Here is a 25,404-nt window from a genome sequence, read left to right as displayed (position 1 = left end):
AGTTTGCGTGCTGGCTTACCGGGCGAGCGGTAGCAATACCCTGACCTCAACGCCATCCTCAACATTGGCGATATGCAGTTGGCCGTCATGCAACTCGATGACTTCCTCAACGAAATTCAAACCCAGCCCGGTACTTTTACGCCCGGTTTGCGGCCGTGGCAGTGAGTAGAAACGCTCGGTCAGCCGCTCAAGCGCGTACTCAGGAATCGCCTCACCTTGATTGAAAAAGCGGATCTGCACGCCCTGTTGACAACGCTCAGCCTTGATAGAAATCGAACCATGAGCAGGACTGAACGCCAGCGCATTATCGAGAATATTAGCCAAGGCTTGGCGCAGCAAAAAACGCTCACCCAGCAATACAAGGTCTGGAGCCGCTACCAAATCAACGCGTATCTTGGCCTGCTCAATCGCAGGCGCCTGCGCTTGCAGCAGTGATTCCAGCAACTCGGCCAATGGCACCTTGACGCGCTCCTCCAAGGCTTGCATTTGCTCAACCTGAGCCAAGTGCAGCAGCCGTTCGATCAACTGCTGCAAGCGCGTGCTTTCCTGACTGATATTGCTGATAAAGCGTTTGCGCGAATCGCTCGGCGGGTCTTCATCCAATAGCTCAGCCGCACCGCGAATCGCCGCCAGCGGGCTTTTCAGTTCGTGGGTCAAGGTATGCACATAACGCTCAACATAGGCTTTGCCCTCAAGTTCGGTGCGCATGCGTTCAACTGCCAGGGCCAGTTGGGTCATTTCACCGCCCGGCATGCGCGGCAACTCGGCACGCCGCCCCTCACTCACCGCCTGCGCATAGCGCGTCAGTTGGCGCAGCGATGAACTCAACCACCAACTGAGTAAGCCTCCGACCAGCAAACCGAGGGCAATCAAGCCGTAGCCAAGCCAGGAAAGACGCCGCTGTGAGCGCTCGATGTACGGCTGCAAGGTCTGATTGGGCTTGGCCACCGTGACGACGCCGATAATCCGTTGCCCCTCCTTGATCGGCGCCGCGACATACATCACCGAACTTTCAGGATCATTTGGGTCTTCACGGGTTGAGCGTGCGCCGTATTGGCCGCGCAAAGTTCGGTAGACATCATTCCAACGCGAGTAATCCTGACCCACCGCTTGCCCCGTGGAATCGAGCAAGACAATGCCTTTGTCATCGGTGACATAGATACGGTGGTTAACCTGGGTTTTCTGCACGCCCCAGATCTCGGCGCTAGGCGAGCGTATTCCATAAGCTTTAAGCAACTGTGGCCAGCGGCTCTGACTGAGCCTGCCAGCCTGCACATCTTCGCGCAGTACTTCTGCCAGCAGATTGGCAGTATCGACCAGGGTTTCCTCGGTGGACTGGCGCACACCGGGCCGAATTTCGTCCATGACCGTGCTCAGCACGAACCAGCCGGACAACCCGACAAACAAGAAATACACCAGGAATATGCGAATCGCGATGGGCATCAGTCTTTACCTTTGCCCATCATCAAACCTCACACCTGAGGCTGTAGCCTAAGCCGCGATGGGTCTGGATCGGATCATAACTGGCATTCACCTGCCTCAGTTTTGCGCGCAGGCTTTTGATGTGGCTGTCGATATTGCGCTCATAGCCCGAGTCAACTGCGACGCCAAGCCCATCGAGTAATTGCTCGCGCGAGAACACCCGTTCCGGGTATTCAAGCAGCACATTCAGCAACTTGAACTCGTGCCGGGTCAGGCTCAATAGTTGCCCAAAGTAATGTACTTGTACCCGCTGGGTATCTAGCTCAAAGCTGTGATAGCGCAGTACCGATGCGCTGCTGGCAACGTTACGGGGCGCGACCCGTTTCAGAATCGCCTTGACCCGCGCGGCAACCTCACGCGGACTAAAGGGCTTGACTACATAATCGTCAGCACCAATTTCCAACCCCACCACGCGGTCTATCTCAGCGTTACGCGCGGTGAGAAAGATCACCGGCACCTCAGACATCCTGCGCAGTTTTTTACACACCTCAAAACCGCTCATGTCAGGCAAGCCGACATCCAGGATCAACAGGTCAGGCTCAGCCTGTTGCACCGCCTCAAGAGCCGCCTGTCCCAATGCCAGCCAAGTGGTGGTAAAGCCTTCAGATTGCAGGGCATAGATCAGCGTATCAGCAATCGCGACTTCGTCTTCGACAATCAGAATGTGCGGCATTGGCGTCCTGCGTATTGGCGGTCTCGGCAGGAAGACTGCGACAGGCGCTCAACAGCGTCAAGCTGGCACATGTTCGAGATGCTATTTTTGCCCCCCGAGCATGCGCACTGATTACGCTTTAACCCAAACGAAAGCGCCCGGTATTCTGCGCCAGTTCCTGGCTGCCCAAGCGCAATTGCTCCGAGGCCTGACTCACCGCTTGCGCACCGTCGAGCAAGGTACTGGTGTCCTGATCAACCTGCTGGATATTAGCGCTGACCTCATCCGCTGTAGCAGCTTGCTCCTCGGCTGCCGTGGCAATTTGCGCCAGGCGATCACTCACGCGTTGTACCGACTCGACAATCCCGCTGAGGTCATCACTCATCGCCAGCACACTGCTGACATCACCCTCAGCCTGAGCCACGGCCTGCTCCATCATTTCAACAGACTCACCGACGACCTTATGTAAATCGGCAACGGTCTGTGCAATTTCCGCGGTGGAGTTCTGGGTGCGCTGCGACAGGCTGCGAACTTCATCGGCGACTACCGCAAAGCCGCGGCCTTGCTCACCCGCCCGCGCCGCTTCAATTGCCGCATTGAGCGCCAGCAAATTGGTCTGCTCAGCGATACCCTTGATCACATCAACCACGCGGGTGATTTGCTCCGTTTGCTGCTGCAACTGCTTTAGAGTTGTCGAGCTATCCCCTAAGCGCGCACTGAGCTGACGCATGCTGGAACTGGTGCGCTCACTGCGCTGGTTACTTTGATTAGCCACTTCCTGAGTTTGCACGGCCTCGACTGCAGCCTCCTCGCAGCTCTGCGCAACACTTTGCGCGGTAGCCGCCATTTGCGTAGCGGCAGCAGCGATTTGGCTCATCTGGCCTTGCTGACGTTCAACGGCCTGCAAGGAGTTTTGCGCTTGATGACTCAGCACCTGGACAGTGCCGCCCACCCCCTGACTTTCATGATTAACACCCTGCAGCGAACCCCGCAGTTGAACCACTGCGGTATTCAGCGCTAATGCTATTTGTGCCAGCTCATCTTTACCGTAAACCTGCATCTGCACACACAAATCACCGTCACGCAGCCCCTGTGCGGCATCGATAATCTCGCTGGCACTGCGCCGAATTGACCAGTTCAGGCACACCAAGCCATAAAGGGCGGCGAAGGTTAGCAGAGCAAAAATCAAGACAACGTTGAGCATGCGCATCCTTGCAACCTGCTGGTAGGCCTGTTGGCTCCGCTCAAACTGCTGAGTCTGCGCTTGCTGAAGATTGAGCAAGTGCTGCTGCAACACTTCGATTCGCTGAATAAATTGCGCGGGCGTCAACGTCATCGGATTGGCGTCGAACATATCGCGGTCAATCTCTTTCAAGAACAAACCGATGCCTTGCTCAGCAGTCTCGAAAGGTTCCTGTAAGTTACTCATCGATTCAGGAGCTGTACGCTGCAAGGTGTTATGCGCTTTGAGCAACTGCGCACTCGACTCATCAATGCTGCGCCGCAAATCACGAATACCCACGCGGCTTTGCAAGGTGAAATGCTCAGAAACTACCGCGCCATAACCACGACTGGCAAAGCTGGCAAGATTCTCAAGCAAGCGCGGCAGCGTGTATGTCAGCTGCTCCATCATCAAGTAGGTGTCGAGATTAGGGTCCAGAATCATCCCGCTGTCAGTAGCGATCTGCTCCCGAAGCGCGGTGAGGTGCTGGAGATTCATTTGGTAACGTTCCAACGCATCAGGTAACGCAATATTACCCAGCTCGGCCACGGCCAAACGGCTGCGGTCGGCCTGCAAGGTCTGCAACAGCTCAGTTGCCTGGCTGGACATTTTCGAGCCCGACAATTGCTCAGCAGCTTGTTTCAGCGCCTCATCAAGCTTGCCTTCGCGGTTGCGCAACAATGCTTGTGCAGCATCATCGGTGCCTTTCCAGCGCGCCAATAAAGTGCGCTGCTCAAGCACCTCGCGCTGAACCTGCGCCAGCGTTTGGATATCGTGGAGACCTTTGATCTGGTGTTCAATCAGGCGCTGGCCTGCCACATGCTCAGACCATATAGCCCACAAGGCATAGGTCAGCGGCAATATAAACAAGACAGCGAGGATCAGGAATTTTCGGGCAAAGCTAAAACGCTCGAGCAAACTTACGCCCGGCTTGAGTACTGCAGTCATGACGACACCTCAAAACACTTAATGCACGCTCAGTGGCAAGCGCAACAAGGTAATGTTCAAGCAAGAAATACGCCGATGCCAACGTGCCACTACAGGGCTGTTGGTCGTAACACTCGGCGAAGGAGCACCTGAAAAAGGTAGCGAGCGACGATAGTACAAGGCAAAAAATGCGAAAAACGACCGGGGTCGCGCACGACTTTACGTGCTGTAAATGAGCATTTTGAGCAGCTTTTTAACGCAGCAAGGGCTGCCCCAGTAATATCTAGCGCAGTAGTTTTTCAGAGGATCCTAATAGCTATATCGGCAGGAAAGCCAGTCTCAATATGCTGTGCGTCGCATAATTTATGCTGCGCTGGGAACGCTCAGAGGTGATGCTCGCCATCATGTCTTGATATGCGATGATCTTGCCGAATAAACGCTCGAAACTGAGGTTATAAGGTGGTTTGTCAAAACCATTGGTGAAGAGCAGACGCGTGCCGCTGGAATCCAACCGATGCTTTAACCGCCAGACCAGAATTTCAACATTGCGTGCGCTGTTGTAAAGCGCCTGCTGGTCAGGGGTATCGAACAAATAAAAGTCATCGATATAACCGTAGGACCGGCTAAGCATGCCGCGCAGACCGGCCATTACTGCGTAAACGCGATCGCCCTGAAAGCGCACATCGAGGGCAACATCCATCGTCGACAACTCATCTTTACCGAGGTAGGCGGTTTGTTGATTGAGCGGTGTCGCCCACAACTGCTGCTGACGGGAAAGAATGGTTGCGTTAGGGGTCTTGTAGAGTTCGTCAGGATTGCGTTCGTAGAGTTTACCCATCAACACAATCAGGCTTTGGTCGATGGTGCGCCAGTGCATATCGACAACCATGTCGATATCGGTCTTGGCGACACTGCGCAGTTGAAGCGGCTTACCGCTGCAAGCGAGCAGGTTCAGGCTCAGCACGGCAAGCACAGCAATACGCCAAAGGGCAGCCCCCCTGGCCCTGATACCCGATGCTGCCGACACTAGAACAAGAGCCCGCCCGGAGAGAGGTTTTGTACGCGTTGCTGTTGCACCTGAGTCATCCTTGTATACGGTCAACAACTCAGTTCGGATGAGCTGTCAGTATTGTTATACCGACAACATAGAACACTCGCCTGCAAGTCTCAAACCCCTAATAACACCAATCGTAAGAGCCGCAGGGCGGATCACGCTTTTTCATCCGCCACTGCTGGCTACATGCGTCTGAGTTGGTGGCTCATCGATGTACCACACTTGGTGGACAAGCTTCGCGTTGTCACACCCTACGCACTCAGCACTCTGGGCGTTCGACGGTGTAGCGCTCGGCTGGGTTGATTGCCGCGTCGAGCTTACGAATCGCGCTGGCACCGATCAGCAATGGATAATCAAAGTGCGTCCGGTCTGTCAGGTTGACTTCGACGGTGCGTGATTGATGACCCACGCAAACCTCAAGATTGACCACCGGCCGCTCTGTGGTCGAAGGGCTGCTGGCTGTCACATCAGCGCCCTCTTCAGCACGATTTTTGATTTCGGTAATGCGCGCCAAAGGCTGTTCATACAGAGTATCGTCAGCATCTTTAGTGGCTAGACGAAAGCGAACCCACTCACCGCCATCACGCTTGAAGCGCTCAATATCCTTGGCTGACAAGGACGCCGTCATCGCACCAGTGTCCATCTTGGCTTTCAGGGTTTGACCAATTTGCGGCAGCGTTACCAACTCGTAGCGACCATAAGTGTTCAGCTCGGCAGCTGGTTTATCTGCAGCCATAACGGGCAAAGCCAATAGTGCAGTTAGCGCAATCACAATCTTCACAACATTAGTTCTCCATGAAATGTCTGCTGTCTCAGACTCTGACCACCCATAGAGGTTCTGCTCAATTTGTGAGACTAGATGTCGCACTACTACTTGGACTGCGCCAGCGCCAACCCTATGATATGGGCGACTGTGAATATCAAGGAGCTGCCATGCGCCGCTTGCTCACTGGCCTGAGCGTTACCCTGTTGTTGCTGCTTAACACCCTGATTTTGATCGGCCCGCTGCTATTGATTGCCTTGGGCAAATTTATCCTGCCTGGCGCATCGCTTAAGGCACGTTGCTCGCGTGGGGTGATGTGGGTTGCTGAAACCTGGGCTGAAATCAACAAGTTGATCTTCGCCAGCCTGCTGCCGACCGTGTGGGATATTCGCGGCAATGCTCAGTTGCACAAGACCACCTCGTACTTGGTCATCAGCAACCACCAGTCTTGGGTCGATATTCCGGCATTGGTGCAAGCGTTCAACCGCAAAACGCCGTATTTCAAGTTCTTCCTCAAGCAACAGCTTATTTGGGTGCCGTTTCTTGGGCTGGCGTTTTGGGCGCTGGACTACCCGTTTATGCGCCGCTACTCCAAGGCGTATCTGGCCAAGCATCCGGAGCGCCGCGGCGAAGACCTGGAGATCACCAAGCGCGCCTGTGAAAAATTTAAAGACCTGCCAGTTACCGTGGTCAACTACCTCGAAGGCACCCGCTGCACCCCGGCGAAGCAGGCCCAACAACAATCGCCCTATCGCTATTTGCTAAAACCCAAGGCGGGCGGTGTGGCATTCGTTTTGGCCGCGTTAGGCGAACAACTCGATGCGGTGCTGGATGTCACCGTGGTTTACCCAAGTGAGCAGATTCCGGGCTTCTGGGCCTTGCTTAGTGGCCAGGTGCCGAAGGTCATCATCGATATTCAAACCCTTGATCTCGACCCTGCGCTGTATCAAGGCGACTACCAGAACGATGAGCAGTTTCGTCAGTTGGTACAGGCTTGGGTAACTGAGATGTGGCAACGCAAGGATGAGCGAATTGCGCAGATTCGCTGCGAGCTGCAGCAGCGCTAAATACCACCCCCCAGAACCTAAAAAGCTCGCCGTTGATTTGAACGGCGAGCTTGGGTCAAGCAATTGCTGAATGATTAACCAGCGCTAAACGAGCGGTGCGGGTCGATGACGAATTTCTTCGGCACACCCGCATCGAACTCACCGTAACCCTGCGGCGCCTGATCAAGGGTAATCACCTGCACGCCCACCACTTCAGCAATATTGATGCGATCCCACATGATGGCCTGCATCAACTGGCGGTTGTACTTCATTACCGGCGTTTGCCCAGTATGGAAGCTGTGCGATTTAGCCCAGCCCAAACCAAAGCGAATGCTCAGGCTACCAATCTTCGCTGCAGCGTCCACCGCGCCCGGATCTTCAGTTACATACAAGCCGGGAATACCAATTTTACCGGCCACCCGCACCACGCCCATCAGCGAGTTAAGCACTGTAGCGGGCGCTTCATGTTGCGCACCGGCATGACCGTGGCCGCGCGCCTCGAAACCGACCGCATCGACTGCACAATCGACTTCCGGCTCGCCGAGCAGATCAGCAATTTGCTCGTGCAGCGGTGTGTCTTTCGACAGGTCGGCAATCTCAAAACCCTGAGCCTTGGCATGCGCCAAACGCACCGGATTAACATCGCCAACAATCACTACCGCAGCGCCCAACAGCCGCGCAGAGGCCGCCGCAGCCAAACCCACAGGCCCAGCACCCGCGACATAAACCGTGCTACCGGGACCCACACCGGCAGTCACGGCGCCGTGATAACCGGTCGGCAGGATGTCGGAAAGACAAGTCAGGTCGCGAATTTTCTCCATTGCCTTATCGCGGTCAGGCAATTTCAGCAGGTTGAAATCAGCGTAAGGCACCAGCACGTAATCAGCCTGGCCACCGGTCCAGTCACCCATGTCGACATAGCCATAAGCGCCACCGGCACGCGCCGGGTTGACGGTCAGGCAAACGCCGGTGTGTTGTTCTTTACAACTGCGGCAGCGGCCGCAGGCTACGTTGAAAGGCACCGAAACCAGGTCACCGATTTTCAGGTGCTCAACATCGCGACCTTTCTCGATAACTTCACCGGTAATCTCATGGCCCAGCACCAGGCCAACTTGCGCAGTCGTACGGCCACGCACCATGTGCTGGTCGGAGCCGCAAATATTGGTTGAAATGACTTTGAGGATGACGCCGTGCTCGATCTTCTTGCCGCGCGGATCCTGCATTTTCGGATAGTCGATATTTTGCACCTCGACCTTGCCAGCACCGAGATACACCACACCACGATTATCAGACATCGTTTGCTCTCCTTCTTGTTGTCGAAACAAAAGCGCAGCCAACGGCCACGCGGCTTTGCACTGGAGCATTTGAAACAGCTGAAGCCTTCACAAAGAGTTTCGATACGCGACCAGGACAGTCATTTACCGAGCCCTTAAGGCAGTGTGAAACAACGGCTTCAACGGGGTAATGCACGCACCGGTTGAGTTACAGCACAACCGTGCGGTTAGCGTTCAGAAAGACCCGACGTTCGAGGTGGTAGCCAATGGCTTTGGCCAGCGTCAGGCACTCGATATCTCGGCCTTTGGCGATCAAGTCTTCGGGATAATGAGTGTGATCAACCGGCTCAACCGCCTGGGCAATAATCGGCCCTTCATCGAGGTCGTTATTGATGTAATGCGCCGTCGCACCGACCAATTTCACACCCTTTTGGTAGGCTTGGTGATAGGGCTTTGCGCCTTTGAAACCGGGTAACAACGAGTGGTGAATATTGATCGCCCAGCCGTCTAGCTTGCGACACAGTTCTGGCGACAACACTTGCATATAGCGAGCGAGCACGACTAACTCGGCACCGGTGTCTTCGATGATTTGCAGCACTTTGCTCTCTTGCGCCGGTTTGTCATTTGGATCGAGGGCGAAGTGGTAATAGGGTATATCGTGCCAGCGAGCCAACGGTTCCAAATCAGGGTGGTTGGAAATCACCGCGACCACATCCATTGGCAAATGCCCAATGCGCTGGCGATAGAGCAAATCATTCAGGCAGTGATCTGACTTGGACACCATCAGCACCACCTTGGCCCGATAGCCCGGCGGTGTCAGCTCGGTTTGCATCTCGAACACCGCGCTGCGTTGCTCTAATTCCTCACGAAAAGCCTGTTCATCGAAGCCGTCTGGCTGGCGGAACTCGATGCGAATAAAAAACCGCGACGACAACCGATCATCAAACGAATGATGCTCGGTGACATAGCAGCGCTGCTCAAACAAGAACCGTGTCAGTGCATCCACCGTGCCCAGTACGCTCGGGCATTGTGCTGTCAGAATCCAGGTATCCGGGGTACGGCTCATTGCAATCTCCCTGCAATCACAAGCGACGCCAGCGCAGCACTACCCGAAGGCAGCGCCGCGCAGACCATCGACAAACATGGCTACTCAGTGATGTTCAACCCGAACTCGGCGCTTGCATCCTGCAACCAAAGCCAGAAGTAGTCTGAAAAACTACGGCGGACAACCAACTCCCAGGTTTCTTCGCCCGTGCGCCGAATCACCAATTGCGCCTTGGCAAAATGCGTCGCCACCGCCTTACCGACGGGAAAGTTGCTCGGGTGTACATCGTAAGAGGTTGACTTCATCAACACCTCACGCACCTTGCTGCCGCTGAGTTCCAGCAGTGTTTGCCCGCCACTGACATTGACCACCGAGATATGCTGGCCCGCCAATGCCTCGCGCAGCTTCTGCTCAACCGCAAGCTCTTCGCCGCTGGGCACGATCAGCAACCACTCGCCAGGTGACATCCATTGCAATGAGGTGCCGCCGTTACTCGTCAGGGTCAGCGCGACCGGTAACTCCAAACCCAATACGCTGTGCACACCACCGGCAAAAACCGGATCCTTGGCATCGCCGCGCAGGGTCAAATGACCCAGCAATTTTTTCTCGCACAGGTTTACACCGGCACTTTTTGCCCCTTTGCCAACCAGCTCATGCAGGCTGGCGTGAAACAACGGCGACTCGGCCTGAGCCGCATCTGGGCGCTGCTTATAAACATTGACGTTAGACATTCTGGCGATCCCCTTTCGGGTCATAAAACACGGAGCTGACGATTTCGGCTTCAATCACGCTGCCATCGACCAACGGCGCAAACACTCGCTCGCCGATGCGCTGCAGACCACCCTTGACCACCGCCATCGCAAACGAATAACCCAAGGCGGCGCTCATGTAGCTTGAGGTGACGTGCCCGACCATGGTCATCGGTATCGACTGGTTCGGGTCGAACACCAACTGCGCACCTTCCGGCAACACCTGATCAGGGTTCAGCGGTTTCAGGCCCACCAGTTGTTTGCGTTGCTCACGCACACAATCTTCACGGTTCATGCCGCGCCAGCCTATCCACGAGAATGGCTTGGTTCGCCCGACACACCAGCCCATATTGAGGTCGTCTGGCGTGACCGAGCCATCGGTGTCCTGCCCGACGATAATGAACCCCTTCTCCGCGCGCAGAACGTGCATGGTTTCAGTGCCGTAAGGCGTCAAACCATGCTTCTTGCCGGCTTCGATGATTTTCTGCCACACGCCCATGGCGTAGTCGGCCTGCACGTTGACTTCGTAACTCAGCTCTCCGGTGAAGGAGATCCGGAATACGCGCGCCGGTACACCACCGACGTCGCCTTCTTTCCAGGTCATAAACGGGAACGCCTCTTTATCGAGGTCGATATCCGTCACTTCAGCCAACAGCTTGCGGCTGTTCGGGCCAGAAAGCGTCATGGTCGCCCAATGGTCAGTGACCGAAGTGAAATACACTTTCAGTTCTGGCCACTCGGTCTGGTGATAAATCTCCAGCCAGTCCAGTACGCGTGCAGCGCCGCCGGTGGTGGTGGTCATCAGGAAATGATTGTCCGCCAGGCAGGCCGTCACACCATCATCGAAAACCATGCCGTCTTCTTTGCACATCAGGCCATAACGCGCCTTGCCAACATCCAGCTTGGTCCAGGCGTTGGTGTAGACACGGTTGAGAAACTCACGCGCATCCGGACCCTGAATATCAATCTTGCCCAGCGTCGAAGCATCCAGAATACCGACCGCGTTACGCACGGCCAGACACTCACGAGCCACTGCGGCGTGAAGATCCTCACCGTTTTTCGGGAAGTACCAAGGACGCTTCCACTGGCCGACATCTTCAAACTCGGCGCCGTTGGCGACATGCCAAGCATGCATGGCGGTATAGCGATTAGGCTCGAACAGCGCGCCACAGTGACGCCCAGCCACCGCACCGAAGGTAACCGGCGTGTAGTTTGGACGAAACATGGTGGTGCCCATTTGCTCGATGCTGATGCCCAGCGAACGCGCAGCAATGGCCAGCCCATTGATATTGCCGAGCTTGCCTTGGTCAGTACCAAAACCCAGCGCGGTGTAGCGTTTAACGTGCTCAACCGACTCAAAACCTTCACGGGTTGCCAGTTCGATACCGGCTGCTGTGACGTCGTTCTGGAAGTCGACAAACTGTTTCGGCGCACGCGCTGTTGGTTTGTCATGCGGCACCTGGAACAGGGCAACGCTGGCTTCTTCTTTGCGTGCATCAGCGCTTGGCAGGGTGCCGACAATCGCTTTGAAGCCGGATTCAGAAGCAGCCAAAGCGCCCGCTTCAAAACCGTCGGCCAAGGTATCACCCAAAGCAAACACACCTTTTACCGCACCGGCGCAAACGCGTTTTTGCAAGCCTTCGCCCGGCACAAATGCCAGCAGGTCTTCTTGCCAGGTTGGCCGCCCACCCAGATGTGAAGCAAGGTGCACCACAGGGCTGTAACCCCCAGAGCTGACGATCAGGTCGCAATCAAGCACCTCACCTGGGCTGGTGATTTTGAAGGCGTCAGCATCAATCGCACAGATTCGCGCTGCATTAACACGCTTGCTGCCACGGGCTTCGACCACCGCGCTGCCAGTCATAATTCGTACGCCACGCGCCCGCGCTTCGTCGACCCAAGCACCGCGTGGATTGGTCCGCACATCGGCAACTGCCACCACCTGCTGACCGGCATCAAGCCAGTCGAGCACTACGCGGTAGGCATAATCGTTGTTGGTAGACAGCACCAGCTTGCGCCCAGGCAACACCGCATAACGACGCACATAGGTCGAAACCGCGCCAGCGAGCATATTGCCCGGCACATCATTATTGGCGTAAACCAGCGGCCGCTCGTGCGCACCGGTTGCCAGCACCACGCGTTTGGCCCGCACTCGATGCATACGCTGACGCACGCTGCCCATTGGCGCCAACTCACCCAGATGATCGGTCATGCGCTGGTGAATGGTCAGGAAATTGTGGTCGTGGTAACCGTTGACTGTGGAACGCGGCAACAAGGTGACTTCTGCCATGCCCTGCAGTTCAGCCATGGCTTTAGCCACCCACTCAACGGCTGGCTTGCCGTCAAGTTGCTCACGGGTGTCGAGCAGGCTACCGCCAAACTCTTCCTGTTCATCCGCCAGAATCACCCGCGCACCGCTGCGCCCAGCGGCCAGTGCAGCCGCTAAACCTGCTGGGCCTGCGCCAACGACCAGCACATCACAATGCTGGTTGAGATAGTCGTAGCTGTCGGGATCAACCTCTGTCGGCGCGCGCCCAAGACCTGCGGCCTTACGGATGTATTTCTCGTAAGTCAGCCACAGGTTTTGTGGGTACATAAAGGTTTTGTAGTAGAAGCCGGGCGGCATCATTTTGCCGCCGACTTTACCGAGAATTCCCATCATATCGGTGTTAACGCTCGGCCAGCCATTGGTGCTGTTGGCAACCAAGCCCGCATACAAGGCCTGCTGAGTGGCGCGTACGTTAGGAATTTGCGCCGCTTCGGTCGAACCGATTTGCAGAACGGCGTTTGGCTCCTCACTGCCGGCAGCGACAATCCCGCGAGGCCGTGAGTATTTAAAGCTGCGCCCGACGATATCCACACCATTGGCCAGCAATGCAGCGGCCAATGAGTCGCCAGCGAACCCCTGATAGGACTCGCCGTTAAAGCTAAAGCTGAGCGGCTGGCTACGGTCAACCCGGCCACCACTTGCAAGACGATTGATCTGGCTCATGCCGTGACTCCTTCAACATTCGCTTTGGCGCTAGCGATGCTGGCTTCGGTAACGCTCGGCTTCTCGCCGATCTTGTAGGTTTCAAGAATTTCGTAAGTCACGGTATGGCGCGTGGCATTAAAAAACTTCCGGCAACCGGCTGAATGCACCCACAACTCGTGATGGATACCGCGTGGGTTGTCGCGGAAAAAAATGTAGTCGCCCCATTCCACATCGCTGCATGCGCCTGGATCTTCGGGACGGACGATATGGGCCTGGCCGTGCGCGTGAAACTCTTCTTCAGAGCGCATCTCGCCGCAATGAGGGCAATAAATATTGAGCATGTCTTGAGCCCCTGTTAGTGAGCCACGGCAGCAGCGCCGTGCTCGTCGATCAATGCGCCGGTGTGGAAACGGTCCATCGCAAACGGTTTAGCCAGCGGGTGCATTTCACCCTTGGCCAGGCTCGCTGCAAACACATGGCCAGAGCCAGGCGTCGCCTTAAAACCGCCGGTGCCCCAACCGCAGTTGAAGAACAAATTAGGCACCGGTGTTTTTGAAATAATCGGGCAAGCGTCTGGACTGGTGTCGACGATGCCGCCCCATTGGCGGTTCATGCGCACCCGCGACAGCACCGGGAACATCTCAACAATGGCTTGCAGGGTGTGCTCGATGGTTGGGTAAGAACCGCGCTGACCGTAGCCGTTCCAGCCGTCAATCCCGGCGCCGATCACCAAGTCACCCTTGTCCGACTGGCTGATGTAGCCATGCACAGCATTGGACATGATCACGCTGTCGATCACCGGTTTGATCGGTTCAGAAACCAATGCCTGTAACGGGTGTGACTCCAACGGCAGACGGAAACCGGCGAGCTTGGCCATGTGTCCGGAGTTACCCGCGGTCACCACGCCAACACGCTTACCGCCAATAAAACCGCGATTGGTTTCGACACCAATCACCACGCCGTTTTCTTTGCGAAAACCAGTAACTTCAGTCTGCTGTAGCAGGTCAACGCCCAAGGCATCGGCAGCACGCGCATAACCCCAGGCGACTGCGTCGTGACGCGCCACGCCGCCGCGACGCTGCACGGTCGAACCCATGATTGGGTAACGGGTGTTTTTGCTGCAATCAAGGTACGGAATTTCTTCAGCAACCTGACGCGCATCGAGCAGCTCACCATCGACCCCGTTGAGGCGGTTGGCGCTGACACGGCGCTCCGAGTCGCGCATGTCTTGCAGGGTGTGGCACAGGTTGTAGACCCCGCGCTGCGAGAACATGACGTTGTAGTTAAGGTCTTGCGACAGCCCTTCCCACAATTTCATCGCATGCTCATAGAGCTGCGCCGACTCATCCCACAGGTAGTTGGAGCGCACAATGGTGGTGTTACGTGCGGTATTACCGCCGCCCAGCCAGCCCTTCTCGACCACGGCGACGTTTTTCACGCCGAACTCTTTGGCGAGGTAATACGCGGTTGCCAAACCATGACCGCCGCCGCCGACGATAATCACGTCATAGACCGGTTTCGGGGTCGGGTTGCGCCACATGCGCTGCCAGTTTTCGTGATGACTGAAGGCATGTTTGAACAGGCCAAAGCCAGAATATCGTTGCATGTGATGCTCCTAAATTTGAACCCGCTATGACGCAGCCGCTCGCTATCTGATCAACGGTAAACGGGGTAATCCGCACAAAGACCGGCAGCCAGTTTCGCAACTTGCGCCTCAACATCGGCGTCCCCGAGGTGATCGAGGATGTCGCAAATCCAGCCCGCCAACGCAATGCACTGAGCTTCTTTGAAGCCACGCGTGGTCACCGCTGGCGTGCCGATACGCAGGCCCGAAGTCACGAATGGTGATTGTGGATCGTTAGGCACAGCGTTTTTATTCACCGTGATACCAGCACGGCCCAAGGCGGCGTCGGCGTCTTTGCCGGTGATGCCTTGCTTGATCAGGCTGACCAGGAACAAGTGGTTATCGGTGCCGCCGGAGACCACATCAAAACCACGCTCGATAAATACCTGAGCCATGGCTTGAGCGTTTTTGATGACTTGTGCCTGATATGCCACAAAGCTCGGCTCCAGCGCTTCCTTGAAGCACACCGCTTTACCAGCGATGACATGCATCAGCGGCCCGCCTTGAGCGCCGGGGAAAACTGCGGCGTTGAGCTTTTTCTCAATCTCTTCGTTGCTTTTAGCCAGAATCAGACCACCACGCGGCCCACGCAGCGTCTTGTGGGTAGTGGTCGTGACCACATCGGCAAAGGGCAGCGGATTCGGGTACAAACCTGCCGCAACCAAACCGGCAACGTGAGCCATATCAACAAACAGATAGGCGCCCACCTTGTCGGCTATCTCACGAAAGCGCGGAAAATCTAGGGTTTTCGAGTAGGCCGAGAACCCGGCAACAATCATCTTGGGTTTGTGCTCAAGGGCAAGGCGCTCGATTTCGTCATAATCGATCAAGCCGGTGCGGGTATCGATACCATACTGCACCGCGTTATACAGCTTGCCGGACGAGCTGACTTTGGCGCCGTGGGTCAGGTGGCCACCATGTGCCAGGCTCATGCCCAGAATGGTGTCGCCAGCCTGCAGCAATGCCAGGTACACCGCCGAGTTGGCTGAAGAACCCGAGTGCGGCTGCACATTGGCGTAATCAGCGCCAAACAATTGCTTGGCGCGATCAATCGCCAGTTGCTCGACCTTATCGACAAATTCACAGCCGCCGTAATAGCGCTTTCCCGGATAGCCTTCAGCGTATTTATTGGTCAGCCCGCTGCCTTGGGCTTCCATCACTCGCTGGCTGGTGTAGTTCTCCGAGGCGATCAGTTCAATGTGGTCTTCCTGACGCTGCTCCTCTTCATTTATGGCATTGAGCAAGGCGTCGTCGTAACCCTGAATTTGGTCATCTTTACTGAACATCGCTGATCTCCTGCGGCACATTTTGTTAGGCACGGTGTGTTGCCGTTTGCAGCGATGGTATGACTCGGCTCAGGCGGCCAGATGCCTATGTACGTCATGAGGAAATTCGTTTACGACATGCTGATGTCGCAAATCAGTAACTGCGCGTTGTCAGCATGACCATGCGTCCGAAAAGATCACCTACTCACGCTGCCCCGTCGGAAAAACCCGTGCTATAGTCGCTGCACAGCGGTTTATGACCCTCGGGAAATACCCCGCTGCCTTTCAATCAAAATGGCTGAAGCACTGATGACTTTCGCGCATGCTTTTACTCAAGCTTCCACGGTTATCCTGACCGCTGAGTTCGCGCGACCGCTGCCTTTCGCCATCGCACCACCTCCTGTCGCAACAAGCCCTAGCGGCGTTTGCCCGCCGCCGGCGCCATAAAAGCTCGCCTGACACCGACACTTTTTCTGGCCTCAACCTAAAACGCGCCTGCTGTTAATCAGCCGTGTCTGGGGCCTATGGTTTTACGACAGGAACAACTCAATGAAACCGAGTCATGCACTGGGGGCTTACGCCACCACCACAGTATTTGTGCTGCTCTGGAGCAGCGGTGCTATTTTCGCCAAATGGGGGCTTGAGCACTCATCGGCATTCGCTTTCCTACTGCTGCGCTTTGCCCTCGCGCTTGGCGCATTACTGGCGATTGGTATTTATCGCAAACGCCTACTGCCGGACAGCGGCACGCGTAAGCACGTTGCCGCGACCGGCTTATTGATGATTGGCAGCTATTCGGTGTGCTACTTATTGGCGCTGGATAACGGCATCACCCCCGGCGTATTGGCCACCTTGCTGGGCGTGCAGCCAATCCTGACTCTTCTGATCCTGGAGCGACGTTTTCCGGCAAGCCGTTTGCTCGGACTGGGACTGGCACTGACCGGCCTGGTTCTGGTGGTGCTGCAAAGCCTGCTTAAAGCTGACTTTTCCTTCGTTGGTATTGCCTTTGCGCTTGGCGCGTTGCTTTGCGTCACCAGCGGCGCAATTCTGCAAAAAAGTATTCAGCAAGAGCCTGCCCAAGTGCTGCCGCAGCAGTATGCGATCAGCCTGTTATTGTGCTTGGCGGTAGCGCCCACGCAGCCATTTCACTTTGAGCAGTCCATCAGCTTTTTGATTCCCCTACTGTGGCTTGGTTTAGTGATTTCGGTGGTCGCGCAGCTGTTGCTGTATCGATTAATCCGCGCCGGTAATTTGGTCAACGTCACCAGCTTGTTCTATCTGGTTCCGGTGGTCACCGCGGTCATGGATTACCTGTTTCTCGGTAATCTGCTATCACATCTAAGCCTGCTCGGGATGCTGGCTATTCTGTTGGGTCTGGCGTTGGTATTTCGCCAACCCAAAGCGGCGCAGCTATAACCCCTGAGCAGCTAATTGCCACGCATCGATAAAGGCACCGGTCTTTATCGATGCAGGCCTTGGTGAAATTCGCAGTAATGTACCCGCAGGAGGCTCAACCTCGCGTAAAATGCAGCCATACCCGCCTGCCCTCACGAGGGGCATTCAGGCACCGGCCAGAAGGACCCAAGATGACCGATCAAACGCAACAATTCGCCAGTGACAACTATTCCGGTATTTGCCCTGAAGCATGGGCCGCAATGGCTGAAGCCAACCACGGCCACGACCGGGCTTATGGAGATGACCAGTGGACCGCTCGCGCGGCCGACCACTTCCGCAAGCTGTTTGAGACTGACTGCGAAGTATTCTTTGCCTTTAACGGGACTGCCGCCAACTCACTGGCACTCGCTGCACTTTGCCAGAGTTACCACAGCGTTATCTGTTCCGAGACCGCCCACGTCGAAACCGACGAATGTGGTGCGCCGGAGTTCTTCTCCAATGGCTCAAAGCTGTTGGTCGCAAGCAGCGAAAGCGGCAAGATGACGCCACAGTCAATCCGCGAAGTCGCGCTCAAGCGCCAGGATATTCACTACCCAAAACCCCGCGTAGTGACCCTGACCCAAGCCACGGAAGTCGGCACCGTCTATACCCCGGAAGAAATCCGCGCGATTAGCGACACCTGCCACGAGCTAGGTCTGAACCTGCATATGGACGGCGCCCGCTTCTCCAACGCCTGCGCATTTCTCGGCTGCACACCCGCCGAACTGACCTGGAAAGCCGGGGTTGATGTGCTGTGCTTTGGCGGCACCAAAAACGGCATGGCGGTCGGTGAAGCGATCCTGTTCTTCAACAAGGACCTGGCTGAAGACTTCGACTACCGCTGCAAACAAGCAGGCCAACTGGCGTCGAAGATGCGTTACCTGTCAGCGCCATGGGTCGGTATTTTGCAAAACGGTGCCTGGCTGCATTACGCCCAGCATGCCAATAGCTGCGCACGCCTGCTAGCCGAGTTGGTCAGCGACGTTCCCGGCGTCAGCCTGATGTTCCCGGTACAGGCCAACGGCGTGTTCCTGCAGATGTCTGAACCGGCTCTGGAAACTCTGCGCAGCAAGGGCTGGCGTTTCTACACCTTTATCGGTGCTGGCGGCGCACGCTTCATGTGCTCGTGGGATACCGACAAAGAACGCGTGCGCGAATTGGCCGCTGATATTCGTTCGGCCATGGGCAGCGTCTAACTTACGGCATCAATACCGAGGCGGAACTATGCGTGGAAGTTGTTTGTGCGGTGCGATTGAATACCATGTCGAACAACTCGACATGCCTATCAGCCATTGCCATTGCGACACATGCCGCAAGGCACATTCCGCAGCATTCGCCTCGACGGCGGGAGTTAAACGCGAGCATTTCCGCTGGGTTAAAGGTGAAGACAAGCTTGCGGAATACGAGTCATCGCCGGGCAAGCTCAGACACTTTTGCTCGGTTTGTGGCTCGCAATTAATAGCCCAACGCCCCGCTCAGGCACATGTAATTGTGCGCGTCGCAACGCTGGATGAAGACCCGGGCAGCAGACCTGCGCACCACATCTGGTGCGCGCATGACAAACCCTGGCTGGCACCTGACGCCAGCGATATCCCGCGCTACCCAGAGTGGCAACCCGGCCGCTAACCGGCTAATCCCTGGGCATCAGCCACGGCTGGGGCATGGAATAAGTCTGACTACGCTAGCGGTCAATGCGCTGTATACACCTGCCGATTGCGCCTTAGAACTCAATCGCCACATCACCTTGCGGCACGCTGCAGCACGACAAGATATAGCCTTCGGCAACGTCTTCGTCGGTGATGCCGCCGTTGTGCTCCATCACCACCTCGCCTGAGGTCTTGAGCACCTTACAGGTGCCGCAAATACCCATGCCGCAGGCTTTGGGGATATGCAGGCCCAACTGCGCCGCCGCAGAGTGCACCGTTTCCCCCGGCGCCACACGAATGCTTTTACCGGTCTGGACAAACTCAACCTGACGCAGATCAGCGACCGGAACTTCTGCTGCATCTGCGGCCTCGGCGGCCAACTCTTTAACCTCGGCGCGCACTTCAGGTGGTGTCGGCCCAAAGGCCTCTTCGTGGTAACGCTGCATATCGTAACCATTGGCTTGCAACAGTCGCTTGACCGCCGCCATATAAGGCGTCGGCCCGCAGCAGAAGATTTCCCGATCAAGATAATCAGGGGCAATCAACTCCAGCATCGGCTGGTTGAGATAACCGCGATAACCGGCCCACGCCTCGCCCAGACCATGCTTTTCGCAGATAACGTGCAGGCTGAAGTTATTAATCCGCGCGGCCATGTGCTCAAGCTCACGGTGGTAAATGATGTCCTTGGGCGAACGTGCACTGTGCACAAACACCATATCGACATTGGCATTGGTGTCGTAAAACCAACGGGCCATCGACATCACCGGGGTAATACCGACACCGCCACTTAGGAACAGCACTTTTTCGGTCGGGAAATCAATCGCGTTGAAATTTCCCACAGGGCCGTGCACTGCCAGATCCTGCCCTTCTTGCAAATTGTCATGCAGCCAATTGGACACCTTTCCGCCCGGCACACGCTTAATCGTGATCGAGAAGCTGTACGGCACCGACGGCGCACTGGAAATGGTGTAGGAGCGCATGATCGGCACACCGTCTATCTCAAGCTCGAGGGTGACGAACTGCCCCGGTTTGAAGAAGAACAGCACCGGTTGATCCGCCATAAAGCAGAAGGTGCGCACATCCCAGGTTTCCTGAATAACCTTGACGCAACGCACCAAGTGCCGGCCGTTGCTCCAGGTCTGGGTAGTAACCGGGTTTAAAAAGTCATTAGTGGTCATGCACGTGTCTCCGCGCGCGGCCGGATATCGGCCTAGATGGGCGGATTGTGCTTAACGTGCATTGTCGCCATTTACCTGTCAGCGACACTCACATGCTTATCGCGACCTGCCCGATGGTGCGGGCGATAGCGCGTCGGAAACTGATTCGGCCGTGTCGCCCATGGATATGGATCACAAAGCGCGCCCAGCCACACTCGCCCTCAGCCGAAACACAATTACCCGCACTGACGGTCTGTGCTCAAACAGGTTTTTTTGATTCAGCCAATCCGCCATTCGGCTGGCGAAAACAGATCTGTCAGTTCGCCTTGCGATTGCAGTTAAAACCACTTTTACGGCGGCACAAACCGCCATTGAGGAGCTAATGATGGACGTCACTTCGACCCTGAGCCTGGGCGATCCTCTTGAGCCGGCACGCAAGGCCACAGCCGAGATGCTGCACAGCCGTGAGCGGACCTTCTCCTTGCCGCAGCCTTTTTACAACGATGAGCGGCTGTTCCAGATCGATATGCAGGAGATCTTCCACAAGGAGTGGTTGATTGCCGGCATGACCTGTGAAATCCCAACCAAGGGCAACTACCTGACCCTGCAAATTGGTGACAACCCGATCATCGTGATTCGCGGTGCTGACGGTGTGGTTCACGCCTTTCACAACGTGTGTCGCCACCGTGGTTCACGCTTATGCACCAGCGACAAAGGCAAAGTTGCCAAGCTGGTCTGTCACTACCATCAGTGGACCTACGAACTGGACGGTCGATTGATTTTCGCAGGCACGGAAATGGGCGCTGACTTCGACATGAAGCAGTACGGCCTCAAGCCGGTCAATTGCAAAACCGCGGGTGGCTACATCTTTATCTCGCTGGCGGAGAACCCACCTGCCATCGACGATTTCCTTGAAACACTGGCTCATTACATGGAGCCCTACGACATGGAAAATACCAAGGTGGCGGCGCAAACCACCTTGGTTGAAAAGGCCAACTGGAAACTTGTATTAGAGAACAATCGCGAGTGCTATCACTGCAATGGCGCACACCCGGAACTGCTGAAAAGCCTGCTGGAATGGGATGACGTCACCGACCCGCGCGCCGATCAGGCATTCAAGGATCACGTTGCCGAGTCGGCCGCCAAATGGGAGGCCGAGAAAATCCCCTTTGCCCACGCCAGCTTTGGCTTGCGTAACCGTATCGTGCGTATGCCACTACTCAAGGGCACCGAGTCGATGACCATGGATGGCAAACGTGGTTGCCAGAAGCTTATGGGCCGCATTCAGAACCCAGAGCTCGGCTCGATGCGTATCCTGCACCTGCCACACTCGTGGAACCACTGCATGGGCGATCACCTGATCGTCTTCACTGTATGGCCAATCAGCGCCCAGGAAACCATTGTCACCACCAAATGGCTGGTGCACAAGGATGCGGTCGAAGGCGTTGATTATGACCCCGCCCGTCTGACCCAGGTATGGGATGCAACCAACAATCAGGATCGACGCCTGGCGGAAGAAAACCAGCGCGGCATCAACTCCACCGCTTACCAACCTGGCCCGTACTCAAAAACCTACGAGTTCGCGGTGGTTAACTTTATCGACTGGTATAGCGAACGCTTGCTCAACAACCTTGGCGCGCAGCCAGCATCCCAGCTACGCCAAGTCGCGACCGAGTGATCCTGAATATGTCATTGAGCTTGCTTGGGGTGATTGCGCTGCTGGTTTACGCTCTTGTGACGATGGTGCCGGGCCATAAGGATTTGCCCAGGCACCGCGCCAAGCCACGAGCCTGAACCCGTCAGCGCTGGCGAGTGATCAACTGCTCATTTGCCGCATTGATCTCAGCGGCATCGAAGCCCCAGTCGCCATGTGCATACCAATCATCACCCAGGGTGCATGGTGCGCTCTGCACCATTACCGCAGGCCAATGAATGGGTTGGGCAATACAGGTCACAGCCCCTGCAGATACGCGCGGGATGCAGTGGAAATTTCCTAGCCATAATATGCGGTTCGAAGAGCTGGGATACTCACACATTACGCGCAGCCCCCTGAGCAACGACCGACCTGCATCAAAACTATGGGTCTAAAAAGCTATGAGTCTAAAAAGCTCGCGCGATAACCGGCTCAGCCTGACGCAGGTATATTGGCAGCGACTCTTTTGCCCATGCTAATGCGTGGCTCAATGCTGTAACCAAGGGATTCATAGAAGGCGCTGACCTGTGCGTTCGCGCTGATAATTTGCAGGTTGATCTTCATACAGCCACGTTCTGCCAGAGCGTGTTCTGCATGCTCAATCAATTGAACACCAATACCCTGACGCTGGTGTTGAGGATCAACCGCGACGGAATATAGCCAACCACGATGACCATCGTACCCGGCAAGCACCGTGCCGACGACCGCATCTCCAGCCAAGGCGACGAAGAACAAACCGTCGGCCATCTGCAGTTTCTTATCAATCGCCAAACCCGGCTCATTGTGCCCGGCCATATCACCGAACGTGGCCTGCCAAAGCGCAATAACAGCCTGACGATGCAAGCGATTCGAGTATTGGCTAATTAGATTCATTGCCGTGCCTCAGCTAAAGCGCTGAGCATAACGCTCTAACCAAGGCAATTCGACCCTGCTCAACGCTTGGGCAAACTCATTACCCGACCGACATACACTGGCGCGGGCAAGTCCTTGTGCGCAGCGGCCAAGGTATCCACTCGAGTTTGCACCGCATCATCAAATGCCGCTGAGCGCCCGCTGTTCACATCGATATTCATCAGCATCTGCTCACTCTCGGCCAAGGCGGCTTCAACCCCCGCCAGGTGCAAGCTGTGATGAATATGCAGGCGCTTTTGGTCATGGGCGAGTATTTGCGTGCGCACTTCAACCTGTGCCCCCAAACGCACCTCGTTGAGGTAATTGAGATGGCACTCAAGCGTGTACAACGTGTGGCCGGTGCGGGCCCTGCCCGACTCATCGAGACCTAAGTGGTCCATCAGCGAGTCAGTCGCGTAGCTGAAGATCAGCAGATAAAAGGCGTCGCGCAGGTGCTGATTGTAATCGACCCACTCAGCCAATACTTCGGTTTGATAGGTGGTTAGCCGCGTCATTCATGCTCCTTACAATGCGCTGCCGAGCCACGCCCGGCAGCGCATATCCAGCTTATTCAGCGAAATCAAAACCGTGTTTGACCTTGGTTTGCCTGATCGCCTCTTGCACCGCAATCAGGCAATCATCACGGTAGCGTTCCAACTCGGCAATACTGCGCTCGCCCTGCTGGGCTGCAGTACCTTCAACCACGCTGTCGATCAAGCCTTCAGTCAATTCAGGCGCTTCGAGGTATGTCCACGGCAGTTTCAATGCCGGGCCAAACTGATTCATGAAGTGACGCATGCCAGCATCGCCACCGGCCAAAGTATAGGTCAGGAATGTACCCATGAACGACCAACGCAAGCCCGCACCAAAGCGAATCGCATCATCAATCTCGCCCGTGGTCGCGACGCCATCGTTGATCAGGTGCAGCGCTTCACGCCACAAGGCTTCGAGCAGGCGGTCGGCAATGAATCCGGGCACTTCTTTGCGAACATGCAGCGCACGCATACCGATGGCCGTGTAAACCTGCATCGCCGCCTGCACCGCCTCGGGTGCAGTTTTTTCACCGCCAACCACTTCGACCAATGGCAGCAGGTAAACCGGATTGAACGGATGCCCAACTACACAGCGTTGCGGACTCACTGAGTCAGCGTAGAACTCGCTGGGCAATAGCCCAGAAGTGCTTGAACCGATCAAGACATCAGGCCGTGCAGCTGCGCTGATCTTGGCGTGCAGATCGAGTTTCAGGGCCAGCACTTCAGGGGCACTTTCTTGAATAAAGTCCGCGTCACGCACACAGGCTTCGATGCTCTCGGCAAAACTCAGGCGCTCCTGTGCGGCACCCGGTGCCAAGCCTTGTTTCTCAAGTGCAGGCCAGGCATTAGCTACGCGTTGACGCAGTACTGCTTCCGCGCCCGGCGCGGGGTCCCAGGCCACGACATCAAGGCCGTGAGCCAGTGCGCGCGCCACCCAGCCACTGCCGATAACGCCAGTGCAGATGGCCGCGAAGGTTTTTACTTCAGTCACAAATTTCATGTCAGTTCCTTCAAGTCGCAAGCAGTGCTGGCCGGCTACCGGCCAAAATCTTAAATAGCCTTGAGCTTCATCTTTTCGCGGCCTTCAGCGGGCGTCAGTGCGCGGCCACCCAGGCGTTGAATGATCTCAATCACACGCTCGACCAGCTGGCCGTTAGTGGCGTGAACGCCGCGATCCAACCAGATGTTGTCCTCAAGACCCACCCGTACATGGCCGCCGAGCAACATGGCTTGCGCCGCCATTGGCATTTGCGTACGACCGATACCAAAGCCCGCCCAGGTAGCGCCTGCGGGTAAGTTATCGACCATGGCTTTCATGCTCACGGTGTCTGCCGGAGCACCCCAAGGGATACCCAAACACAGCTGGAACAACGGGTCTTCAAGCAAACCCTCTTTAAGCATTTGCTTGGCGAACCAGAGGTGGCCAGTATCAAAAATTTCCAGCTCGGCCTTCACGCCCAGCTCGGTAATACGTTTGGCGCCAGCACGTAGCTGCGCAGGGGTGGAGACATAGATGTAGTCGCCATCACCAAAATTCAGAGTGCCGCAGTCCAGTGTGCAGATTTCCGGACGCAGTTCTTCAATGTGCTTGAGACGCTCCATTGGGCCGACCAAATCGGTGCCTGCACCAAACTCCAGTGGCTGCTCGCCCGGACCAATCTCAAGATCACCGCCCATGCCAGCGGTCAGGTTAATAATGACGTCGGTATCGCTTTCGCGAATGCGCTCGACCACTTCCCGGTACAACTCGACATCGCGACTCGGTTTACCGGTTTTTGGATCACGAACGTGACAATGGGCAACCGTAGCGCCTGCTTTAGCCGCTTCGATTGCAGCATCGGCAATCTGCTTAGGAGTCACGGGAATTGCAGGGTGCCGGCCGACTGTATCGCCAGCACCGGTGACTGCGCAGGTGACAATTACTTCATAGTTCATGGGTGTGACTCCTTATTTCAGGCAACAACACCCCATAC

General features: G+C 56.1%; 22 protein-coding genes and 1 pseudogene. 5 read left to right on the top strand and 18 right to left on the bottom strand.

Features of this window, described 5'->3' with window-relative positions; all coding sequences use genetic code 11:
- Window positions 1-15: 15 nt before the first annotated feature.
- The 5 genes from creC to B9K09_RS02445 all read right to left on the bottom strand — a co-directional run bounded on the left by creC (window position 16) and on the right by B9K09_RS02445 (window position 6,118).
- Complete coding sequence (gene creC, locus B9K09_RS02465) at window positions 16-1,443, bottom strand: two-component system sensor histidine kinase CreC (RefSeq protein ID WP_087515363.1); 1,428 nt, start codon at window positions 1,441-1,443, stop codon at window positions 16-18.
- A 22-nt stretch (window positions 1,444-1,465) separates the two neighbouring features.
- Window positions 1,466-2,155, bottom strand: a complete 690-nt coding sequence (gene creB / locus B9K09_RS02460; RefSeq protein WP_087515362.1) for a two-component system response regulator CreB — start codon at window positions 2,153-2,155, stop codon at window positions 1,466-1,468.
- A gap of 118 nt (window positions 2,156-2,273) precedes the next feature.
- The gene (locus B9K09_RS02455) at window positions 2,274-4,304 is read right to left on the bottom strand and encodes a methyl-accepting chemotaxis protein (protein ID WP_087515361.1); all 2,031 of its coding nucleotides are present in this window, start codon (window positions 4,302-4,304) and stop codon (window positions 2,274-2,276) included.
- A gap of 295 nt (window positions 4,305-4,599) precedes the next feature.
- The gene (locus B9K09_RS02450) at window positions 4,600-5,256 is read right to left on the bottom strand and encodes a hypothetical protein (RefSeq protein WP_087515360.1); all 657 of its coding nucleotides are present in this window, start codon (window positions 5,254-5,256) and stop codon (window positions 4,600-4,602) included.
- A 340-nt stretch (window positions 5,257-5,596) separates the two neighbouring features.
- Complete coding sequence (locus B9K09_RS02445; protein ID WP_087515359.1) at window positions 5,597-6,118, bottom strand: ATP-dependent zinc protease; 522 nt, start codon at window positions 6,116-6,118, stop codon at window positions 5,597-5,599.
- 152 nt (window positions 6,119-6,270) lie between these two features.
- Here B9K09_RS02445 and B9K09_RS02440 point away from each other — a divergent pair, with 152 nt between their 5' ends.
- The gene (locus B9K09_RS02440) at window positions 6,271-7,167 is read left to right on the top strand and encodes an acyltransferase (RefSeq protein WP_087515358.1); all 897 of its coding nucleotides are present in this window, start codon (window positions 6,271-6,273) and stop codon (window positions 7,165-7,167) included.
- 74 nt (window positions 7,168-7,241) lie between these two features.
- Here the strand turns inward: B9K09_RS02440 and fdhA are convergent, their stop codons facing one another.
- The 7 genes from fdhA to glyA all read right to left on the bottom strand — a co-directional run bounded on the left by fdhA (window position 7,242) and on the right by glyA (window position 16,098).
- Window positions 7,242-8,441: a formaldehyde dehydrogenase, glutathione-independent gene (fdhA, locus tag B9K09_RS02435; RefSeq protein WP_087515357.1), complete on the bottom strand. Its 1,200-nt coding sequence runs from the start codon at window positions 8,439-8,441 to the stop codon at window positions 7,242-7,244.
- A gap of 187 nt (window positions 8,442-8,628) precedes the next feature.
- Entirely contained in the window at window positions 8,629-9,486 is an 858-nt protein-coding gene (purU, locus tag B9K09_RS02430; RefSeq protein ID WP_087515356.1) for a formyltetrahydrofolate deformylase, read from the bottom strand.
- Window positions 9,487-9,566: 80 nt separating this feature from the next.
- Entirely contained in the window at window positions 9,567-10,196 is a 630-nt protein-coding gene (locus tag B9K09_RS02425) for a sarcosine oxidase subunit gamma (RefSeq protein ID WP_087515355.1), read from the bottom strand.
- Window positions 10,189-13,206, bottom strand: a complete 3,018-nt coding sequence (locus tag B9K09_RS02420; RefSeq protein WP_087515354.1) for a sarcosine oxidase subunit alpha — start codon at window positions 13,204-13,206, stop codon at window positions 10,189-10,191. Before B9K09_RS02420 ends, B9K09_RS02425 begins: the two co-directional genes overlap by 8 nt.
- Window positions 13,203-13,529: a sarcosine oxidase subunit delta gene (locus B9K09_RS02415; protein ID WP_087515353.1), complete on the bottom strand. Its 327-nt coding sequence runs from the start codon at window positions 13,527-13,529 to the stop codon at window positions 13,203-13,205. The genes B9K09_RS02420 and B9K09_RS02415 overlap by 4 nt, the downstream gene beginning before the upstream one ends.
- 14 nt (window positions 13,530-13,543) lie before the next feature.
- On the bottom strand, window positions 13,544-14,794 hold the full coding sequence (locus tag B9K09_RS02410) for a sarcosine oxidase subunit beta (RefSeq protein WP_087515352.1): 1,251 nt from the start codon (window positions 14,792-14,794) through the stop codon (window positions 13,544-13,546).
- Window positions 14,795-14,844: 50 nt separating this feature from the next.
- Window positions 14,845-16,098 carry a serine hydroxymethyltransferase gene (gene glyA / locus B9K09_RS02405; protein ID WP_087515351.1) on the bottom strand — a complete coding sequence of 418 codons (1,254 nt, stop codon included), beginning with the start codon at window positions 16,096-16,098 and terminating at the stop codon, window positions 14,845-14,847.
- Window positions 16,099-16,626: 528 nt separating this feature from the next.
- Here glyA and B9K09_RS02400 point away from each other — a divergent pair.
- The 3 genes from B9K09_RS02400 (at window position 16,627) to B9K09_RS02390 (ending at window position 19,137) form a co-directional block, all read left to right on the top strand.
- Window positions 16,627-17,493, top strand: coding sequence for a DMT family transporter (locus B9K09_RS02400; RefSeq protein ID WP_087515350.1), 867 nt, complete (start codon window positions 16,627-16,629; stop codon window positions 17,491-17,493).
- A gap of 170 nt (window positions 17,494-17,663) precedes the next feature.
- On the top strand, window positions 17,664-18,707 hold the full coding sequence (locus tag B9K09_RS02395; protein ID WP_087515349.1) for a low specificity L-threonine aldolase: 1,044 nt from the start codon (window positions 17,664-17,666) through the stop codon (window positions 18,705-18,707).
- Window positions 18,708-18,735: 28 nt separating this feature from the next.
- Window positions 18,736-19,137, top strand: a complete 402-nt coding sequence (locus tag B9K09_RS02390; RefSeq protein WP_087515348.1) for a GFA family protein — start codon at window positions 18,736-18,738, stop codon at window positions 19,135-19,137.
- Between the two features lie 94 nt (window positions 19,138-19,231).
- Here the strand turns inward: B9K09_RS02390 and gbcB are convergent, their stop codons facing one another.
- Window positions 19,232-20,335 carry a glycine-betaine demethylase subunit GbcB gene (gbcB, locus tag B9K09_RS02385; protein WP_087515347.1) on the bottom strand — a complete coding sequence of 368 codons (1,104 nt, stop codon included), beginning with the start codon at window positions 20,333-20,335 and terminating at the stop codon, window positions 19,232-19,234.
- Window positions 20,336-20,699: 364 nt separating this feature from the next.
- Here gbcB and gbcA point away from each other — a divergent pair, with 364 nt between their 5' ends.
- Entirely contained in the window at window positions 20,700-21,992 is a 1,293-nt protein-coding gene (gene gbcA / locus B9K09_RS02375; protein WP_087515346.1) for a glycine-betaine demethylase subunit GbcA, read from the top strand.
- A 121-nt stretch (window positions 21,993-22,113) separates the two neighbouring features.
- Here gbcA and B9K09_RS22740 read toward each other — a convergent pair.
- From B9K09_RS22740 to B9K09_RS02350, 5 genes and pseudogenes are all read right to left on the bottom strand, one after another.
- Window positions 22,114-22,315: pseudogene (locus tag B9K09_RS22740) on the bottom strand (DUF3079 domain-containing protein).
- A 124-nt stretch (window positions 22,316-22,439) separates the two neighbouring features.
- Window positions 22,440-22,880, bottom strand: coding sequence for a GNAT family acetyltransferase (locus B9K09_RS02365; RefSeq protein ID WP_087515345.1), 441 nt, complete (start codon window positions 22,878-22,880; stop codon window positions 22,440-22,442).
- A gap of 59 nt (window positions 22,881-22,939) precedes the next feature.
- Window positions 22,940-23,413: a thioesterase family protein gene (locus tag B9K09_RS02360; RefSeq protein WP_087515344.1), complete on the bottom strand. Its 474-nt coding sequence runs from the start codon at window positions 23,411-23,413 to the stop codon at window positions 22,940-22,942.
- Window positions 23,414-23,465: 52 nt separating this feature from the next.
- A complete protein-coding gene (locus B9K09_RS02355) occupies window positions 23,466-24,431 on the bottom strand; it encodes an L-carnitine dehydrogenase (RefSeq protein ID WP_087515343.1) in 966 nt (321 codons plus the stop codon).
- Window positions 24,432-24,481: 50 nt separating this feature from the next.
- Window positions 24,482-25,366 carry a 3-keto-5-aminohexanoate cleavage protein gene (locus tag B9K09_RS02350; protein ID WP_087515342.1) on the bottom strand — a complete coding sequence of 295 codons (885 nt, stop codon included), beginning with the start codon at window positions 25,364-25,366 and terminating at the stop codon, window positions 24,482-24,484.
- Between the last annotated feature and the right edge of the window lie 38 nt (window positions 25,367-25,404).

The sequence above is a fragment of the Pseudomonas sp. M30-35 genome, from assembly GCF_002163625.1.
Taxonomy (GTDB): Bacteria; Pseudomonadota; Gammaproteobacteria; order Pseudomonadales; family Pseudomonadaceae; genus Aquipseudomonas.
Note: the sequence above shows the minus strand (reverse complement) of the source record. Positions and strands in the feature narration are given on the sequence as shown.

Excerpts from the sequence above, each read along its gene's own strand:
- creB (WP_087515362.1), bottom strand. The coding sequence starts at position 2,155 with ATGCCGCACATTCTGATTGTCGAAGACGAAGTCGCGATTGCTGATACG.
- B9K09_RS02420 (WP_087515354.1), bottom strand. The coding sequence starts at position 13,206 with ATGAGCCAGATCAATCGTCTTGCAAGTGGTGGCCGGGTTGACCGTAGC.
- B9K09_RS02390 (WP_087515348.1), top strand. The coding sequence starts at position 18,736 with ATGCGTGGAAGTTGTTTGTGCGGTGCGATTGAATACCATGTCGAACAA.
- gbcA (WP_087515346.1), top strand. The coding sequence starts at position 20,700 with ATGGACGTCACTTCGACCCTGAGCCTGGGCGATCCTCTTGAGCCGGCA.
- B9K09_RS02455 (WP_087515361.1), bottom strand. The coding sequence starts at position 4,304 with ATGACTGCAGTACTCAAGCCGGGCGTAAGTTTGCTCGAGCGTTTTAGC.
- purU (WP_087515356.1), bottom strand. The coding sequence starts at position 9,486 with ATGAGCCGTACCCCGGATACCTGGATTCTGACAGCACAATGCCCGAGC.
- B9K09_RS02360 (WP_087515344.1), bottom strand. The coding sequence starts at position 23,413 with ATGACGCGGCTAACCACCTATCAAACCGAAGTATTGGCTGAGTGGGTC.
- gbcB (WP_087515347.1), bottom strand. The coding sequence starts at position 20,335 with ATGACCACTAATGACTTTTTAAACCCGGTTACTACCCAGACCTGGAGC.
- B9K09_RS02395 (WP_087515349.1), top strand. The coding sequence starts at position 17,664 with ATGACCGATCAAACGCAACAATTCGCCAGTGACAACTATTCCGGTATT.
- creC (WP_087515363.1), bottom strand. The coding sequence starts at position 1,443 with ATGCCCATCGCGATTCGCATATTCCTGGTGTATTTCTTGTTTGTCGGG.
- B9K09_RS02415 (WP_087515353.1), bottom strand. The coding sequence starts at position 13,529 with ATGCTCAATATTTATTGCCCTCATTGCGGCGAGATGCGCTCTGAAGAA.
- B9K09_RS02440 (WP_087515358.1), top strand. The coding sequence starts at position 6,271 with ATGCGCCGCTTGCTCACTGGCCTGAGCGTTACCCTGTTGTTGCTGCTT.
- fdhA (WP_087515357.1), bottom strand. The coding sequence starts at position 8,441 with ATGTCTGATAATCGTGGTGTGGTGTATCTCGGTGCTGGCAAGGTCGAG.
- B9K09_RS02410 (WP_087515352.1), bottom strand. The coding sequence starts at position 14,794 with ATGCAACGATATTCTGGCTTTGGCCTGTTCAAACATGCCTTCAGTCAT.
- B9K09_RS02400 (WP_087515350.1), top strand. The coding sequence starts at position 16,627 with ATGAAACCGAGTCATGCACTGGGGGCTTACGCCACCACCACAGTATTT.
- B9K09_RS02425 (WP_087515355.1), bottom strand. The coding sequence starts at position 10,196 with ATGTCTAACGTCAATGTTTATAAGCAGCGCCCAGATGCGGCTCAGGCC.
- glyA (WP_087515351.1), bottom strand. The coding sequence starts at position 16,098 with ATGTTCAGTAAAGATGACCAAATTCAGGGTTACGACGACGCCTTGCTC.
- B9K09_RS02365 (WP_087515345.1), bottom strand. The coding sequence starts at position 22,880 with ATGAATCTAATTAGCCAATACTCGAATCGCTTGCATCGTCAGGCTGTT.
- B9K09_RS02355 (WP_087515343.1), bottom strand. The coding sequence starts at position 24,431 with ATGAAATTTGTGACTGAAGTAAAAACCTTCGCGGCCATCTGCACTGGC.
- B9K09_RS02350 (WP_087515342.1), bottom strand. The coding sequence starts at position 25,366 with ATGAACTATGAAGTAATTGTCACCTGCGCAGTCACCGGTGCTGGCGAT.